Origin of the sequence: Acidovorax radicis, from assembly GCF_020510705.1 — a bacterium.
Taxonomy (GTDB): Bacteria; Pseudomonadota; Gammaproteobacteria; order Burkholderiales; family Burkholderiaceae_C; genus Acidovorax; species Acidovorax radicis_A.
The window spans coordinates 3,161,229-3,177,291 of record NZ_CP075184.1; the positions used below are offsets into that span (position 1 = coordinate 3,161,229).

The 16,063-nt window shown below is 62.5% G+C and carries 15 protein-coding genes and 1 pseudogene; 6 read left to right on the forward strand and 10 right to left on the reverse strand.

What is annotated here, in order from left to right; translation table 11 throughout:
• Positions 1 to 28: 28 nt before the first annotated feature.
• Positions 29 to 1,543, reverse strand: a complete 1,515-nt coding sequence (locus KI609_RS14435) for an alpha/beta hydrolase domain-containing protein (RefSeq protein ID WP_226444284.1) — start codon at positions 1,541 to 1,543, stop codon at positions 29 to 31.
• A 99-nt stretch (positions 1,544 to 1,642) separates the two neighbouring features.
• Here KI609_RS14435 and KI609_RS14440 point away from each other — a divergent pair, with 99 nt between their 5' ends.
• A complete protein-coding gene (locus KI609_RS14440) occupies positions 1,643 to 2,803 on the forward strand; it encodes an IS30 family transposase (protein ID WP_226450124.1) in 1,161 nt (386 codons plus the stop codon).
• A 66-nt stretch (positions 2,804 to 2,869) separates the two neighbouring features.
• Positions 2,870 to 2,992 (forward strand): annotated as a pseudogene (locus KI609_RS14445) (IS5/IS1182 family transposase); the annotation flags it as partial.
• 57 nt (positions 2,993 to 3,049) lie between these two features.
• Here the strand turns inward: KI609_RS14445 and KI609_RS14450 are convergent.
• From KI609_RS14450 to KI609_RS14470, 5 genes are all read right to left on the reverse strand, one after another.
• Positions 3,050 to 5,182, reverse strand: coding sequence for a putative bifunctional diguanylate cyclase/phosphodiesterase (locus KI609_RS14450; RefSeq protein ID WP_226444286.1), 2,133 nt, complete (start codon positions 5,180 to 5,182; stop codon positions 3,050 to 3,052).
• Between the two features lie 94 nt (positions 5,183 to 5,276).
• Positions 5,277 to 6,038 (reverse strand): GGDEF domain-containing protein, encoded by a 762-nt coding sequence (locus KI609_RS14455; protein ID WP_226444288.1) that lies wholly within the window; start codon positions 6,036 to 6,038, stop codon positions 5,277 to 5,279.
• On the reverse strand, positions 6,039 to 6,428 hold the full coding sequence (locus KI609_RS14460; RefSeq protein WP_226444290.1) for a DUF1987 domain-containing protein: 390 nt from the start codon (positions 6,426 to 6,428) through the stop codon (positions 6,039 to 6,041).
• Between the two features lie 31 nt (positions 6,429 to 6,459).
• Complete coding sequence (locus tag KI609_RS14465) at positions 6,460 to 7,032, reverse strand: SiaB family protein kinase (RefSeq protein ID WP_226444291.1); 573 nt, start codon at positions 7,030 to 7,032, stop codon at positions 6,460 to 6,462.
• A 6-nt stretch (positions 7,033 to 7,038) separates the two neighbouring features.
• On the reverse strand, positions 7,039 to 8,271 hold the full coding sequence (locus KI609_RS14470) for a SpoIIE family protein phosphatase (protein ID WP_226444292.1): 1,233 nt from the start codon (positions 8,269 to 8,271) through the stop codon (positions 7,039 to 7,041).
• 454 nt (positions 8,272 to 8,725) lie between these two features.
• On the opposite strand from KI609_RS14470, the gene KI609_RS14475 reads away from it, so the two are divergent.
• A complete protein-coding gene (locus KI609_RS14475; protein WP_226444293.1) occupies positions 8,726 to 8,902 on the forward strand; it encodes a hypothetical protein in 177 nt (58 codons plus the stop codon).
• Positions 8,903 to 9,055: 153 nt separating this feature from the next.
• Positions 9,056 to 9,433 carry a hypothetical protein gene (locus KI609_RS14480; RefSeq protein WP_226444294.1) on the forward strand — a complete coding sequence of 126 codons (378 nt, stop codon included), beginning with the start codon at positions 9,056 to 9,058 and terminating at the stop codon, positions 9,431 to 9,433.
• Between the two features lie 92 nt (positions 9,434 to 9,525).
• On the opposite strand, the gene KI609_RS14485 is transcribed toward KI609_RS14480, so the two are convergent.
• The 4 genes from KI609_RS14485 to KI609_RS14500 form a co-directional block, all read right to left on the reverse strand.
• A complete protein-coding gene (locus KI609_RS14485; RefSeq protein ID WP_226444295.1) occupies positions 9,526 to 10,233 on the reverse strand; it encodes a hypothetical protein in 708 nt (235 codons plus the stop codon).
• Positions 10,230 to 11,267: an MlaD family protein gene (locus KI609_RS14490; protein ID WP_226444296.1), complete on the reverse strand. Its 1,038-nt coding sequence runs from the start codon at positions 11,265 to 11,267 to the stop codon at positions 10,230 to 10,232. Before KI609_RS14490 ends, KI609_RS14485 begins: the two co-directional genes overlap by 4 nt.
• A gap of 86 nt (positions 11,268 to 11,353) precedes the next feature.
• Complete coding sequence (locus KI609_RS14495; RefSeq protein WP_226444297.1) at positions 11,354 to 12,154, reverse strand: MlaE family ABC transporter permease; 801 nt, start codon at positions 12,152 to 12,154, stop codon at positions 11,354 to 11,356.
• Positions 12,155 to 12,343: 189 nt separating this feature from the next.
• On the reverse strand, positions 12,344 to 12,808 hold the full coding sequence (locus KI609_RS14500) for a Cd(II)/Pb(II)-responsive transcriptional regulator (RefSeq protein WP_226444299.1): 465 nt from the start codon (positions 12,806 to 12,808) through the stop codon (positions 12,344 to 12,346).
• Between the two features lie 80 nt (positions 12,809 to 12,888).
• On the opposite strand from KI609_RS14500, the gene KI609_RS14505 reads away from it, so the two are divergent.
• Positions 12,889 to 15,111, forward strand: coding sequence for a heavy metal translocating P-type ATPase (locus tag KI609_RS14505; protein WP_226444301.1), 2,223 nt, complete (start codon positions 12,889 to 12,891; stop codon positions 15,109 to 15,111).
• Complete coding sequence (locus KI609_RS14510; RefSeq protein WP_226444302.1) at positions 15,108 to 16,010, forward strand: DUF3703 domain-containing protein; 903 nt, start codon at positions 15,108 to 15,110, stop codon at positions 16,008 to 16,010. Before KI609_RS14505 ends, KI609_RS14510 begins: the two co-directional genes overlap by 4 nt.
• Positions 16,011 to 16,063: the final 53 nt, after the last annotated feature.

The window sequence follows — 16,063 nt, forward strand, 5'->3', positions numbered from 1 at the left end:
GCACCCTTGTCGGGCGGTTACATCGACACTAAGGCAGCACCACCGTGGCTTTCGCGCGGGCGATCTGTCCATCCGCATCGCGCTGCAGCAGCAGGCGCTGCGCCACCAGCGTGTTGGCGGCCTCGGTCACGGCCGCCACATAGCCCTCTTGCGTGCCATACAGCTCTTCCAGCGAGGGCCGCGCATCGCCTGCCGCCAGCCGCGCGGCGCGCGTCTTGTGGAAGGGGATGTAGCTGCCCGTAAGGTTGGCCAGATCGGTGATGCCGGGCGTGGCCACGTAGTTGAACTCGATGCTGGTGCCCAGCGGCGCACGCGCTTCCACACTGCGGATACCGGTGCGGGTGAGACCCGTGCTGGCATCGACCTGCGGCACCATGATCGCGTAGTCGCGACCCAGGTTGCGCGGGGGCAGGATGGTGGCGATGCCCGATTCATCCTGCGGGACGTACTGCGGGCCAAAGTCGAACAGCGGGAAGTTGTTGTACAGGCCCCGATAGCTGAAGTCAGGAATAGCCGTCTGCACACCACCCACCGCCCAGGTCAGGCCCTTCATGGCCGGGAATGCCAGCGCCTCGGGCCGCACCAGCGTGCCATCGGCCACCTTGGGCACCTGGCTGGCGGGCGGCAGCGTGCCGCGCACCACCCAGTCTTCCAGGTTCAGGAACAGTGCGCGGAAGGTGTCATTGAAGTGAACCACCGTGCCCGTAGGGTACGTGGCGCGCGTGGGTGCATAGCCGATGCTGGCCGTGCCCCCTGCCCCGCCGTGCTGGGTGCTGGCGTAGTAGTAGATGCGGGCGTTGTCGGGCTGCGCCAGATCTTTGGTGCCGTTGGCATCGGTCAGCACGGGCGAGCCCTGCAGTTGCCAGAACTCGGTGCCCGACAGGCCCAGGAAGAACTTGGGGCAGGTGCTGGTGGCGGCGCAGCGCTTCATCACGCCGCCCTGGCGGCCGCTGATGTCGTCCATGTAGTCCTTGTCCAGCCCGCGCGGTGCCGTCTGGCCAAAGGCCGTATGGTCGGTGCGCAGGCCACCACCCCCACCGGGCACGGCAAAGCGGGTGTTGATGTGCGTCTGGCGTGCTGCGACATGGGCAAAAACGCCGTCAAACACCTTGCCACCATCCAGCGCCTGGTTGAAGCCTAGGTGCAAAAAGGTCTTCATCGCGTTGCCCGACTGCGAGGTGCCCTGCCCCAGCGTGTACTGGATGCGGCCTGCGAGTGGGTTGGGGGTGCCGATCGAGTCCGCTGCCTTGCTGCGGAAGAAGCTCACCGTGTCGCGCAGCGCGGCCAGGCCCACGCCCATCACTTTCGGGTCTTTGGCCACGTAGACCAATTCATACAGGTACGCCGGGTCGAAGCCGTCTTTCAGGCACACGCTGGTAGGGCTGGGCGTGCCGGGGAAGGCGTTGGCGCCCGTGTCGCAAGTGGCGAACTTCCAGTCGCTGGCGGGCACGGGCACACGCGCATCGGTCTCGTTGGCGCGGCGGGTGGCCTTGGCCATGTTCTTGGGCTTGAGCATGACGAAGTCGGCCTTGTACTCGACCATGCCCTTGGCGTTGGTGGTTGCCAGTGCCAGGTCTTGGAGGCAGATTCAACCGGTCGATGCAACACACTAACCACCGCGTAGGCGCAAGGAGTGTTGCAGATGAAACAGCGACCAAGAATCTACTATTCAGATACCCAGAAGGCGCTGATGTGGGAGCGCTGGAAGCAAGGCTGGACGCTGCATGAGATCGGCAAGCTCTTTGATCGCGCCCACTCGTCGATCCATCGGATACTTGCAGAGACGGGCGGATTCCGGCCTGCGCAGCGATCACGTGCAGCAATTGCATTGACGTTGGCAGAGCGCGAGGAGATCTCGCGGGCGATGGTGTCAGGCGAATCGATTCGCTCCATCGCAACGCGGCTCGGGCGAGCACCGTCGACGATCAGCCGAGAGATCAAGCGCAATGGCGGCTGTGATGGCTACCGTGCAACTCAGGCAGATGAAGCGGCTTGGAATCGAGCGCAGCGCCCAAAGCGCTGCAAGCTCAGGCAGAACCGTGCATTGGCCCGGATCGTGGCTCACAAGCTGCGGATGCTGTGGTCGCCGGAGCAAATTGCAGGTTGGCTCAAGCAAACTTATCCTTGCGACGAGAGCCAGCACGTGTCACACGAGACCATCTACCGCAGTCTGTTCATTCAAGCGCGTGGCGCCTTGAAGAAGGAGCTGTTGGAGCACCTCAGACGCACTCGTGGAATGCGCCGATCACGGCACTACACACAGAAGACGGCAATTCACGGAAAGATCGTTGACGCTGTTTCGATCAGCGAGCGCCCCGCTTGCGTCGAGGACCGGGCAGTGCCTGGTCACTGGGAAGGCGACTTGGTCTTTGGCAGTGGCAACAGCCAAATTGCGACACTGGTTGAACGTCAAACGCGATACGTGATGCTGGTGAAGCTGAATGGCAAAGACTCGCAGTCGGTCGTCAAGGCACTCATCAAGAGCGCCAGCAAGCTACCGCAGGAACTGTACAAGTCACTGACCTGGGACAGAGGCTCGGAGATGCATGCTCACAAGCAATTCACGATGGCTACCGACATCCAGGTGTACTTCTGCGACCCGCGAAGCCCATGGCAGCGGGGAAGCAACGAGAACACGAACGGCTTACTCAGGCAGTACATGCCCAAGGGCATGAATCTCTCGGGTCTCTCACAGCTTCAGCTCAACGCCATTGCGAGACAATTGAATGAGAGGCCGCGCAAGACGCTGGGCTTCCACACACCCGCTGAGATGTTCAGCGAATGTGTTGCATCGACCGGTTGAATCTGCCGCCCATAGTGACCGGTGAGCGTTCCTGCGTAATGATCGTTTACACCGAGCCAGGCTGTCCAGCTTGGGGACGTGAAGGTGCGCTACTGAGGACTCCTGAAGAACACGGCGCAGATCGTCACGCTGTTTGCGCTGGGCAATCTGTGGATGGCAAGGCACAAGTTGCTGGCTTACACGGGACAGCCTGCGAAAAATAGAATAGCGACTGCGATGATCCAACGCTGGAACATCCGCCACTTTTTAGAGCGTGGCACGTCGCTCCATATGGCGCTGAACCCAGTCGACCAGTGCGATCGCTTCCATAGGCATTGCGATGTGGTACCCCTGGCCTTCCTGGCAGCCCATTCCCACCAGTGCGTCCCAGACAGTGGCATCCTCAATTCCTTCCGCCAGTACGCTGAGGCCCAGCTTTCGACCCAACTGAGCCACCATCTCGGCGATTCGGGCGCCGCGCGGCTCACGCAACTGGCGAACAAAGGAACGATCAATCTTGATGCGATCCAGAGGCAGCCGCTCAAGATAGCTCAGCGACGAGTATCCGGTCCCGAAGTCATCGATTGCAATGGATATGCCCTGGGCACGCAGCGCTGAGAGGGTTTGCTCCAAGAATTGCGTTGGAAGCGCAGCGACTGATTCTGTGATCTCCAGCTCCAGGTGCAGTCCCTGCAATCCGCTGGTCGCGAGCGCTGCACGGACAACGTCAAAGAACCCAGGATCTTGCAACTGCACCGTGGAAACATTCACGGCCATTCTCTGGGGCGCAGTACCTGCATTCAGAAGCTCGCGCATCGTTGCGCAGGCTGTGTTGAGCACCCACTCGCCCAATCCCACGATGAGGCCGGAATGTTCGGCAACGGGGATGAACTGATCTGGAGGGACAAATTCCCCGTCTCCCCTGCGCCATCGCAGCAGAGCTTCGAGCCCGACCAGAGCATGGCTGCTGAGGTTCAGCTGAGGCTGATAGACGAGGAACAGCTGCTTGTTTTCAATGGCTTCTCTCAGCTCGGATCGCAGCAATGCGCGAGCTCGTGCCTCCGTCCCCATCAGATCCGCATACTGGAGTTCATGGCCTCGGTGGTCTCGCTTGGCACGCTTGAGGGCAATGGTGGCATCCTTGACCAAGTCAGCCCCCGCTCGTGGCTCCTTTGGCAAAAGCACATACCCACAGGTGAGCGAGACTTTGTGCGGAACGCCATCAATGTTCAGCGGGTGCCGGATGCACTCCAGCAGCTGTCTAGGCTGCACTTGTCGTACTGATCCGAGGACGCCGAAGGTATCTGCTCCGAGACGGGCCAGGAGCACACCAGGGGGCAAAGACGCTTCAAGGCAGCGGGCGACCTTTTCCAGAAGGCGGTCACCGAAACGGTGACCCATTACGTCGTTCGTAGCGCTGAAGTCGTCGATGTCGACCAACGCCATAAGGAGGCCGTTCGTTCCGTGCCGTGCGCACTCGTTGACCTCGTGGACAAAGTGGGCGCGATTGGGAAGATTGACCAATGGGTCGTGGTACGCGCTCTCATGCAGACGATGAAGGAGACCCCGGTTGTGCAGGAGGGTTCCGAAATTGGTGCGCAGCACATCCAGTACCTGCTGGTCAAGTCCATAGTGGTCCCTGGGCACATGGATGAACACGACGAGGTCTTGCTCATCCTTGTGACCGATGTGCAGTGCCAGCCCCCCGTCCTGACCGTAGACGTTGCCTTTGCTTTCCACCGACTTGAGAAGCAGGTCCAGTTCCGGTCCTGGCGTGACCAGATAGAGCGGCAGTTCAATAAACTCGGAAAATTTCCCGGAAGCAGCCATTACGTAGTAGTCACGATGGCTTTCCCCGCGCTGTGCACAGACCAGGCCTTCTCGTTCTACCTTCAGCAGTGCACAGATTTGGGTCAGCACAGCCGAAGCGAACTCGTAGTCGCCCTTCGTTTCGAGAAGAGATGCGCTTGATCGGACGATGAGTTCGAGGCTTGATCGGCTGGCATCTACAGCGCAGAGCTGTTTGTAGGACCGAATTGCTGTCACGACCATCGCCAAAAGACGGTCTCTCGTGAGTTCCGCCTTGGTCCGGTAGTCGTTGATGTCGTACCTGAGCAGTGTTTCCAAATCAGGGACTTGCCCCGGTTGGCCCGTTCGAAGGACGATGCGGGTGTTTCTCAGACCTGCGGAATGGCGGATGAAGTCGACCAGGTCGAGTTCCGATCCGGCCTGCTCCGTCCCCACGTCGAGTATGACCATGGCGAGATCACGTGTACGCAGCAGCTGCGATCTTGCTTCGTCATCCGAGAACGCATGCGTAAATGCCAAGGGTCGTCCAAACAGCGTTTGGCCCTCCAGCGCACTGAGAGTTGCAGTGTGAACATCGGGATCGCCGTCCACGACGAGGATTCGCCAACTGGTCCTGCTGTCACGCTCGTCTTGTCGTGCTGTGTCCGCAGTGACCAACCCTGCATCTGTCCAGCGCCCCTCAGTCTCAGACAACATGCTCGGCGGACGGCAAGGCGTTGGTCGCGAGATGGACCTGATTTCGGCCCCCTCGCTTGGCGACATAGAGCGCTTCATCGGCAAGACCGTACGCGCTGTCGAAGTCACTGCCGGCAGGCCCCCAACACACACCAAAGCTGGCAGTGACGCCACTTCCGTCAGGTAGATTGAACGCGTAGGCCTCGATAGCGTGGCGCAACTCTTGCGCTACGCGCTCGGACGCCGATCCACCGTGTTGCGGAAGCACGACCGTGAACTCCTCGCCTCCAACGCGCCCGATGTGCGCAGTCGCGGGAACGACAGCCTGAAGGCAAGCCACCACGCCCTGGATGACCCGATCACCCATCGGATGCCCGAAGCTGTCATTGACTCGCTTGAAATGATCGATGTCTAGAACAATCAACGCGAGATCTTCGCGGCCAAAGTGTCGATTGACCAACTCAATCACAGCCGCTCGATTGAGGACGCCGGTGAGTGGGTCGTGATTGGCGCGGTGTTCCAGTTCGGCAGCCAGGTCTTGAAGCCGCGTGTTCATCTGGTTCATTTCCAACTCGGCCCGGTCGCTGCGACGCACAAGCCTACGCGTTTCCCGAAGGAGTCGTTCGTAGGCAAGAATTAAGTCACCGAGCGCTTGCCCACACGCATCTTGCGGGGAGCGTGCGCAGGCCGCCTGTGCAGCTCTAGCCGCCAATAGTGTTCGATTCTCTGCGTCGAAAATGTCGGGAGCGGGTCCGGCAGGAGCGCCTACCATTCAAACGGCTCCAACCGAACGGTTGATGAACTCGATGGCCGGGAAATCTTCACTCAGTTCCTGACCGAACTCGAGAATGGTGTCATCTTCTTCGTCGTGATACCAATTGAGCACGACGCGGTTCCCGGCTGCGGCGGCGTTGTCCAGCGCTTCAATGAGGTTAAACAGCATTTTGGTGCTGGAGCTATTGAAGTAAGCCAATGCGATGTTCACTTCCAATGTGATTGCGCTTTGCATCGCCAGAAACTCTCTGAGTTGCGCGACGATATCCCCATAGAAGGCTGCTGCGTTCTCGGGATATGACTCGCCCCTCAGACTGAGGATGTGCGTGTCAAACTTGAAGTCCACCTCGGGCGAACTGGGCGTCGGTGCGATATAGAGGTTGTCCATCAGTAGTCTCGATGCGTCGATCTCTCAATGCTTAGATTGCCGCCTTCAGATAGAAGACGGGGGAATCGCCAGACTCATCGTTGGCGTCGAAATCAAACTCAAGTGGCTCCCGAGCGTCCCGCGCCACTGTCAGGAACCCCAATCCCGCGCCCTTGCTCCCATCCGGCGTGTCCTCACGCAGCGTCTGGCGGTAGGCCAGCTTGATCTCTTCGAGTGTCATGCTGCGCAGCGCAGTCAGCTTGACGCGAAGCCCCTCGGCCATCAGAGGTTCGATGGGATTCGCACAGAGCAGGGAAAAGCTACCGTCGAATTCGCGGCGGATGCAAACCGAGCCGTGGCGCAGTTCGCCATCGGTTTGGCTGGCTGGGGTGAGCGAGTCCGCTGAGTAATGAATGATGTTTTGCGCCATCTCGACAAACGACGAGAAAAGCTTGCGTCGGGTTGGTGCGGCGACCCCGGCGACTTCCAGTTGCAGCTTCACCGCGTCGGCCATGGCAGCCACGATGTGCTGTGAGAAATACCCGACGTAATAAAAGATAATCTGGTGCTCACGCGCCAGGTTGAAGAACGAGCCGTACTTGTCGGCAATTTTGCAGGACGTCATATCTGTCTATGTGCGAAAGCAGAAGAAGGTCAGGTCATCGCGCCGGTGGTGCTCGCCCTGCCAAAGGCGCAGCGATTCCAGCAACGCCGCGTTGACCTCCGAAGGTGTCTTGTCTTTATGCTCAAGCAATAGCTCCCGAACGCGGCGCTTGCCGAAAGCAATGCCGCGAGGCCCGCCGATCTGGTCAACCAGCCCATCGGTGCTGACGAAGACCACGCTCCCCGAGGGAAGAGTTGCTTCCTGGTTCTGCCACGCGTAGTCGAAGTCGCTGTCCACGTAGCCCACTCCCTTGCGCTGTGCATCGAGCACTTCCACAGCATCGGCTTCAGGGCGGAGCACGAACATTGAAAGCCGAGCGCCCGCGAAGATCAGCCGACCGTTGGCAGGTTCGAACCAGAAGCAGGCGGCATCCATGCCGTCATCAGAACCGGGCGTCCCATCCTGGCCATTCATCTGGCCCAGCATCTGCTTGATGCTGCGATTGACATGACCCAGCAATCTCGCGGGATCCCGAGGTCCGTTTTGCTCAATGGCCTGGTTCAGGCTGGCGGACGCAATCAAGGTCATGAATGCGCCCGGAACCCCATGCCCAGTGCAATCGGCCACCGTGGCGAACCAACCGTCCGAGTCCGTGCTGAACTGGTAAAAGTCGCCTCCGACGATGTCCCGCGGCTGCCAAACCAGGTCGGCCTCTGGACAGGCCCGTGCCAGGGCATCCAGCGAGCTACGGAGGGTGGACCGCTGAATCACACTCGCATACTCAATGCTGTGCATGATCTGGCGGTTGCGAGAGGCCTGCATGTCTGCCACCACCCGCATGAGCTGCAATCCGTTGCCGATGCCTGCGAACGCGCCGTCGCGCGTGATGATGAAGCCGTCGGACAGCGCTTTTTCTCCGAACTCCACCGTTTTGAACGTCAGCGCGTCGATGTCCAGGGCCTCGTCGACGATCAACGGCTCCTTGTCCATGAAGGCGATACAGCTCTTTCGACCGTACAGCTCTTGACGGAACTGCTTGCTCATCTGCGACAAGAAGATGCTCCGATTAATGAGACCGATCGGCTGATTGCCCTCCACCACGGGAAGGCTCACGAGATCGCGGTGGCGGTTGAATACCTCCATCACTTTGTCGTTCGTCTGATCAGTGGTCATACACGGCACTTCGATGCACAGATCGGCCGCGCTGGGCTGACGGAATCGGGGCCGGAAATCGCTTAGGTATTCAGTGGTTTCGGGCATGAAGCGTGGCAAAAGGGGAGTGGAGGTCGCTGTGTCAAAATGTTACGGCTGCCAGGTTGCAGTTTCGTGACACGCTCAGCGTTGGGCGAGCGATCTGATATGAATTCCGCCAGAACGGTCGCAGGCTAGTCACGCACGCTCGCCCCCAGGCATGATTGCCTAAAAATTAGCCGTAAATTAAGCAAATTACGGCCTTGAGCCGACCGTGACTCGGCGCAGGCAAGAGAGATGGTCAAGGCTCAGCCCAATCGTGGGACGTGACGGATGAATTCTGGGCCCGGGTGGAGCCCCTCGCGCCACAGCGCAACCAACGGTAACGTTCCTCAAAAACAGCCGGTATCGCCTTTGTCTGACAGACGGCCTGACAGCCGTTTGCTGAAATGCCTCCACCAGCCATTGAGGCTGTTGGGGGCCATTGAGGTTCCCGTTCCTTTTTGATTTGGAAGGACTTGCAATGAAACGCCATGTCTTCACTCCCGGCGCGCGCCCTTTGGCTGCGTTCATTGGAACCGTGGTTCTGGCCGTATTGGCTGCAGTGCTGGTGCTGATGCCCGATACGGCGGTGCAGTCGGTGGATTCGATGTCACACCTGCCGACAGGGTGGGACGAGTTATTGACCACTCGTTTTTGAGCCACGGAGGCCCACGACGATTGGCGTGAGCAGCCACACCGACTGCGTGAGGCGGGGCCTCAACGCGAAACGATGGCAAAAAGCATAGCATCAGAGTACCATTCGGCGCTGCATACCCCAGTCCTGGGTAGCATTCAAGAATGGAGGATGATCGTGAAGCCACGTGAACAAAACTCTGCACTTTCGGTGTCGGTTCTTTTCCTATCTCGATTTTTGACCGCGTTGGCGGTCGTGGTTCCTCTGTGGGGCTGCAGCAGCCCCCGCGACAATGCTTGGGATGAATTTAGCCGCTGGCATGATGGCGCGCACGCGCAGGCCCAGGCGGGCTCCTTGAGCTGGAGTGATCTCTACAAACAGAGCTTTGATCGGCTCACTGCACTGCCTTCGTCGTACCAGCAAGATAGGCGCCTTGAGAACACCGTGCTTCTGCTATCGGCCGCGCGCAAGTTCGAGTCCAACGAAATCAGCGCTCAGCAGTTTGCTTTGCAGCGCAACGATATTGAGACCCAGCTCCAAGCACGCCTGCATTGACCCCTCACCCAGAATGAACGGTTTTGCAGGCATGCCTGCAACGGTCGAGGTCGACCAGGCGTGCGCTCGGGGCGCACTGTGATATTCGACAATTAGCGCGGCGCTTCGCCGCCCACTTTCTCTACGATGGCCATACGGCGGCGAAGTGCAGCGGCAGCTTCTGCGTCTCCGCTGGCATCGGCCCGGCTTATCTCTACGCCCAGCCACGCCATCAGTGGCCTGCGCCAGCCCTGTGCGGACGCGGTGTTGATCGCCGAGGCAATCACCTCAGGGCTGGCGTGGCCCCCTTCGAACAGCACACCCGCTGCCACCAGGCGCGACAGTGGGTCTGCAATACCCGCCAGCGCGGCAGCATCACCCGACGCCGCAGCTTGGCGCTGCGCTTCGGGCAAAAGAGGTATTTGCTGCGGCTGCAAGCGATGGGCCAGATAGTCTGCATAGGCCTGCTCGGGGGCTGCAGCATCGGCGCGCAGGTTTTCAAAACGATCGCAGGGTTGTGCCGCCAGACTGGCGACCTGCGCGGCGCAGCGCATCAACTCCAGCCGAGCCAGCAGATCGGGACGGCCGGTACGGGACACCTCGGCACGGGCGTTGTTCCATTCGAGCTGCTCTACGCGCGTGTTGCCTGACAGATAGGCCTCCACGGCTTTTTGCGCGGCGCCCTGTGCGTTCATCTGCCAGTCGGGTGTGGGTGGCTTGCTGGAGCAGGCGATCAAACCGACCACCGACATCACGGTGCAAACCGCGACACAGCACCATGAAGACGCTGAGCGCAGGCGCAGTGAAACAAGTGGCTTCATGGCAGTTTCAGCTCCGTGTCGCGTGCAAAAGGCCATTTGCGGTTGATCTCATTGACCAGCGTTTCGACCTTGCGCAGATTGCTCTCGACCTCGGCGCGCAAGGCGCCCAGGTCGGTGGTGGCCTCGCGGGCGTTGGCGCCGATGGCTTGCGCCTCGACCAGCACGGCGTCCACCTTCTGCAAGCTGTTGCGGGTGTCCGCCAGCAGGCCGTTGAGCTGGGCCACCGTGGCACGCACCTCGGGCACCAGCGCGTCGTTGCTGCCGTTGCTGCCAAACACCTGCTTGTCGGCGCGGGCGGCCATGCCGTCCAGACGGGCAAGCAATGCGTTGGCGCGTTCGAGTGTGGAAACCATCTTCTTGGCGTCGGTCTCATTGCCCATCAGCACACCGAGCATGCCGCCAGGGCCGTTGAGCCGCTCGGTGAGGGCGCGCACATTGGCCAGGCTGCTCCCGAGTGCTGCGTCCTGCGCAGTCAGCGTATTGAGGTTGCCCAGCAGCTCACGCGCGGACGACATGAGTTGCGGGATCTCGGCCGTGGCATCGCCGCGCAACACGGGCCGCACGGCGCCATCGGCCAGCGCGGGATCGGTGAGGATGCCCGAGTAGGCGCGAATGTTGGTGCCGCCCACCAGGCCACGCACCAGAGTGAACACACTGGATTCGCGCAGCCAATGTGCGTCCTTGCGAGGGACGTCGACCAGGATACGGACATTGCCGGTTTCCGCCAGCTCGATGCGGCGCACACGGCCGATGGGAAAGCCCGAGAACGTCATGTCCATGCCCACCACCACCCCTTCCGAATCGTCGGCGGTCAGCACCAGGGTCTGGGTGGACTCGAAGGCGCCGCGTGCGTACAGCAGATATAGCCCCGAGCCCACGATCAGCGCCAGCGTGAACAGCAGCAGCGCGGCGGCCTTGAGCTCCAGATAGGCGACCGGGCGCAACACCTCGGCGGATGAAACGTCAGCAGCGGTGCCAGACGCGGCAGTTGGCGCCGAAGCAATGGGGGGTGGCGTGCGGGGTTGTTCGTTCATGAGACCAAAGCAGGGTTCATCGAGGTGTAAGAGCCTGTTCAAAGGAACATAAGAATCCGGGTGGGCAGCAATGGGGGTGCTCAGTGTCAGTAATAGTTGCCCATGAGTGAGGCCACTTCAATCAGCAGCAACACGGCAAACATGCGGGCCAGCCCACCCAATTCAGAATGGGGCTGCGTGCGTTCACCAGTGCCATACAAACCTGCAGCCATGGGAATAAGCGCCACGGCAAGGCTGAAAAACAGCGTCTTCAATGCAAACAGCAGGGTCACGCTGGGCGTGAACACCTGGCCAAACATGCGTGTGTAGCCCGGCAGGCCCGCCACATTGAAACCATACACACCCAGATACGCCAGCACCAGTGCCACCGCACAGCTGAGCGCCGCCAGCGTGACGCAGGCGAACACGCCGGCAACCACACGGGGCAGCAATTCGACACGCACCGGATCGGCGCCCTGCTGGCTTAGCGCAACGAAACGGCCTGTCTGGCGCAGGCGCGACAGTTGTGCGCCGTTGGGGATGGTGCAGCGCATGGCCACAAACAGTGCCGCGGTCAGCGGGATGAGCTCCAGCACCAGCACGCGAATCACCATTTCAAGGGCATACCGCGACAGGCCATAACTGAGCGCAGTGACCACCACGATGCGCGTGAGCACGAGGCTTATCAAGGCGGCCAGCACGGTAAAACCCAGCAGCACGGGGGCCGTGTCCAGGTACAGGTGGCGGGCCAGCGCCCTGCGCGTGCTTTTGCCGTAGCTCGATGGCGACAGCACCAGCACCAGCACCACAGCGCCCAGATAAAGGATGCGCCACCATGCCAACGCCCAGCGCCGTGCCGTGTTCCACACACGTTCAGGAAGGGACAGGCCGGGCAAGCGCGAGATCATGGCCGGATCATAGCGGCGGGCGCGGCAAGCACCGTCAAAGTATTGGTCTTTTGGCCGCTTGCGCTTTATTCATAAGCGCAAGCAGCTATCAAATATAGAGCGTTTTGATGCACGATGGCTTGTTCCCTGTGGCGTGCAGGCAATCCAGCCGATGCCACCCGCATCGCCCCATGCGGCGCGGTGCGGGCCTCACACATGCCGTTTACCCACACCCGCCAATGCTGGCAGGGCGGGCTGCGGCGCGTCGGCGCGTTCATGCAAGGTGGCGATGATGTGGCAGCGCGAGTCTGTGCCGTCACAGCGGTTGCGCAGCGCCAGCAGGTCTGCCTCCAGCGCTTGCAGCTCGGCCAGGCGGGTGCGCACATGCTGCAGGTGGTCGTCCAGCGTGGTGCAGGCGGCGGCGCAGTCTTCCTTGCGGCTCCAGTCCAGCGCCAGCAAGCTGCGCACCTCATCGAGCGACATGTCCATGGCGCGGCACAGGCGAATGAAGCGCAGGTGGTGCACGTCGGCATCGCTGTACAGGCGGTAGCTGTTGTCGCCGCGCACACCGGGGGTCAGCAGGCCCTCTTTTTCGTAATAGCGGATGTTGGCGGTCGACACACCCGACTGCTCGGCCGCTTGGCCAATGCGCAAATAGGGGCTTTGTGTGGACATGTTTTGACCTTCTAGTGACTTCAACGTTTTTAATGATGGCATGGCAGCGCACACCGCTGCTGCGCAACGCCAGGAAAACCATGACGGACCATCACCCTACGCACACCCCACGCCACAGCCATACAGGGCACGCAGACGCCCATGAGCCCTTGCCCACGGCCGGAACCAGCGTCCCCACCACGCGCAGCGGTAAGCCGCGCATCGAGGTGTCGTGCTGCAGTGCAGGCGGCTGCTCTGCGTCGAGCCCGGTCGCTGCGTCCAAGGCCAGCGCTGCGCAAGGGCACAACACAGCCGACAGGCGCAGCGGCGCGCATTCACACGATGGGCACCAAGGGAACGATGGGAACGATGGGCACAAAGACCACGACAGCCAGGGTGACGGCCATGACGGCCACGACCACAGCGCCCTGCCCGGCTGGGGCCGCATCGGCGCCGCCCTGTTCGCCGCGTTGTGCGCCGAGGGCTTGCACCTTGCCGCGCCGGACACACCGGTCTGGCACTACGCTGGGATGGGGCTGGCAGCGCTGGCCATCGGGCTGGCTGGTGTGGGCATCTACCGCAGCGGCTGGCAGTCGCTGCTGCGCGGGCAATTGGGCATCAGCGCGCTGATGTCGGTGGCCGTCACGGGCGCCTTCCTGATCGGCCAGTGGCCCGAGGCAGCCATGGTGATGACGCTGTATGCGCTGGCCGAGCGCATTGAGGAGCGCGCCGTGGGCCGTGCGCGCGATGCCATCGGGGCGCTGCTAGCACTGAGCCCCGACCAGGCCGACATGCAGCAAATCGACGGCCAGTGGCGCACCGTGCCCGCCACCGATGTGCCGGTGGGCGCCCTCCTGCGCGTGCGACCCGGGGGCCGGGTGCCGCTGGACGGGGTCGTCACAGCGGGCCGCAGCGCCGTGGATGAATCCAGCGTCACCGGCGAAAGCCTGGCGGTGGACAAGACGCCGGGCAACCCGCTCTATGCCGGCACGCTCAACGCGCAATCCGAGCTCACGCTTCGGGTGACGGCGGCCACCGGGCACACCACGCTTGACCGCATCATCCACGCCGTGGAAGAAGCACAAGGCGCGCGTGCGCCCACGCAGCGCTTTGTGGATCGCTTTGCCGCCATCTACACACCTGCCGTGTTTGTGTTGTCCCTGGGTGTGGCCCTGGGCGCGCCCTTGCTGCTGGGCTGGACCTGGCCCGAGGCCATCTACCGCGCGCTGGTGCTGCTGGTGATCGCCTGCCCCTGTGCACTGGTGCTGGCCACGCCCGTCACGGTGGTGAGCGGCCTGGCGGCTGCCGCACGGCGCGGCATTCTCATCAAGGGCGGCAACTGGCTGGAACTGGCGCGCGGGGTGCGCGTGGTGGCCTTCGACAAGACGGGCACCGTGACTGCCGGCCGCCCGGTGCTGGTGGGGCAAGACAGGCTGGGCGGCGACAACGCCAGCGACGTGGCCGCCGCACTTGCGGGCCGGTCGGACCACCCCGTCTCTCTGGCCATTGTCGAAGGGCTGCGTGCGCAAGACACCACGCCGCGCGAAACGCTGCCCGTGCAGGACTTCACCGCCCTGCCCGGCCGCGGCGTGCAGGCCCGCGTGGGCGCTGAGACCTGGCTGCTGGGCAACCGCCGCCTGATGCAGGAAAACGACCTGTGGACCGACGCGGTAGAAGCCGCCGCCGCACAGCACGAATCCCAGGGCCGCAGCGTGACCCTGCTGGCCGACCGCCAGGCGGTGCGTGCGCTTTATGCCGTGTCGGACACCCTGCGGCCGCAGGCCGTGCAAGCCGTGGCCGAACTGCGCGCGATGGGCATCATGGCCGTGATGCTGACGGGTGACCACGCCGCCTCTGCCCACGCCGCCGCGCGCGACGCCGGCATCGACCACGTGCAGGCCAGCCTGCTGCCCGAGCACAAGCTTGCAGCCATCGCCGCCCTGCAACAAAAACACGGCATGACCGCCATGGCGGGCGACGGCATCAACGACGCCCCGGCCCTCGCCAAGGCCGACATCGGCTTTGCCATGGGCGGTGCGGGCACTGACGTGGCCATGGAAACCGCCGACGTGGTGATCATGAACGACGACCTGCGCCGCGTGGCCGAAACAGTGCGCATGTCCCGCCGCACCCATGCCGTGCTGCGGCAGAACATTGCGGTGGCGCTGGGCATCAAGCTGGTGTTCTTTGGCCTGGCGCTGACGGGCAATGCCACCATGTGGATGGCCGTGTTTGCAGACATGGGCGCCAGCCTGCTGGTGGTGGGCAACGGGCTGCGCATGCTGCGCCCCGAACGTGCGCCCGCCCAGGCGCCCCGGGCATGAGCGCGGCCGCCACCAAGCGCACCCGGCGCGTGCGCCTGAGCGTCACCCTCCCCGCACCCGCCGAGTGGGTGGCTGCGCAGCTGCAAAGCACCGCCGTGTTTCGCCACATCACAGCGCCGCTGCTGTGTTTTGCGCCATCGATCGGCCCCTGGCCTGCGCACTGGACACCGGGCGCGCTGGAACTGCGCCTGTCGCTGTTCGGTCTGCTGCCCCTGGGGAGGCAAACTGCGCAAATCAGCGTGAGCCCCGGCGCGGCTGCGGGCGACTGGCCCCAACTGCGCGACAACGGCCATGGACAGCTCATGCGCCAATGGGACCACCGCATCACGCTGCAGTCTCTGCCAGACGGCAGCACCCGCTATACCGATGAAGTCGTGCTGCAAGCGCGCCATCTTCCCTGGCTCATGACACCTTTGAGTGCCACGTTTGCCCAGCTTTTCTACCGCCACCGCCAGCGCCGCTGGCGGCAGCTTGCGCAGCAGCACACCAGCGGCCACGGCCCGATTCCGCCCTGGCGCCGACAGGCTTTCGAGCACCTGTTGGCTGCGTTTGAAGCCAGCATGGGCCAGCCACCTGCCGAGCGCTGGCGGTGGCTAGAGGCCGCCCATGTGCTGGGCCAGCCCTTGCTGGGCCTGCACTGGCGCGCGCGCCTGGCCATGTTCCGCCTGGCATTTCAACAAGGCGATTGGCGCGAGGTGTCGGCCCAGGGACTGCGCCTGGCGCTCGTGCCGCTGGGCCACTTGCTGCAGCGCCTGCCAACAGGCAACACGGGGCGGGCCCACGTCAACATCTGGCGCCCCATGCCACCCAGTGCCCCGCTGACTGAGCTGGTTGACGCAGCACTGGCCGCCACCCAGCCACCACTTGTTCACAAAGATTCGATCCAAATCGGCATCTAGCGCTTATACATAAAGCGTCTTCAGCTACTTTTTTTGATAGCAAGATGTTTGAC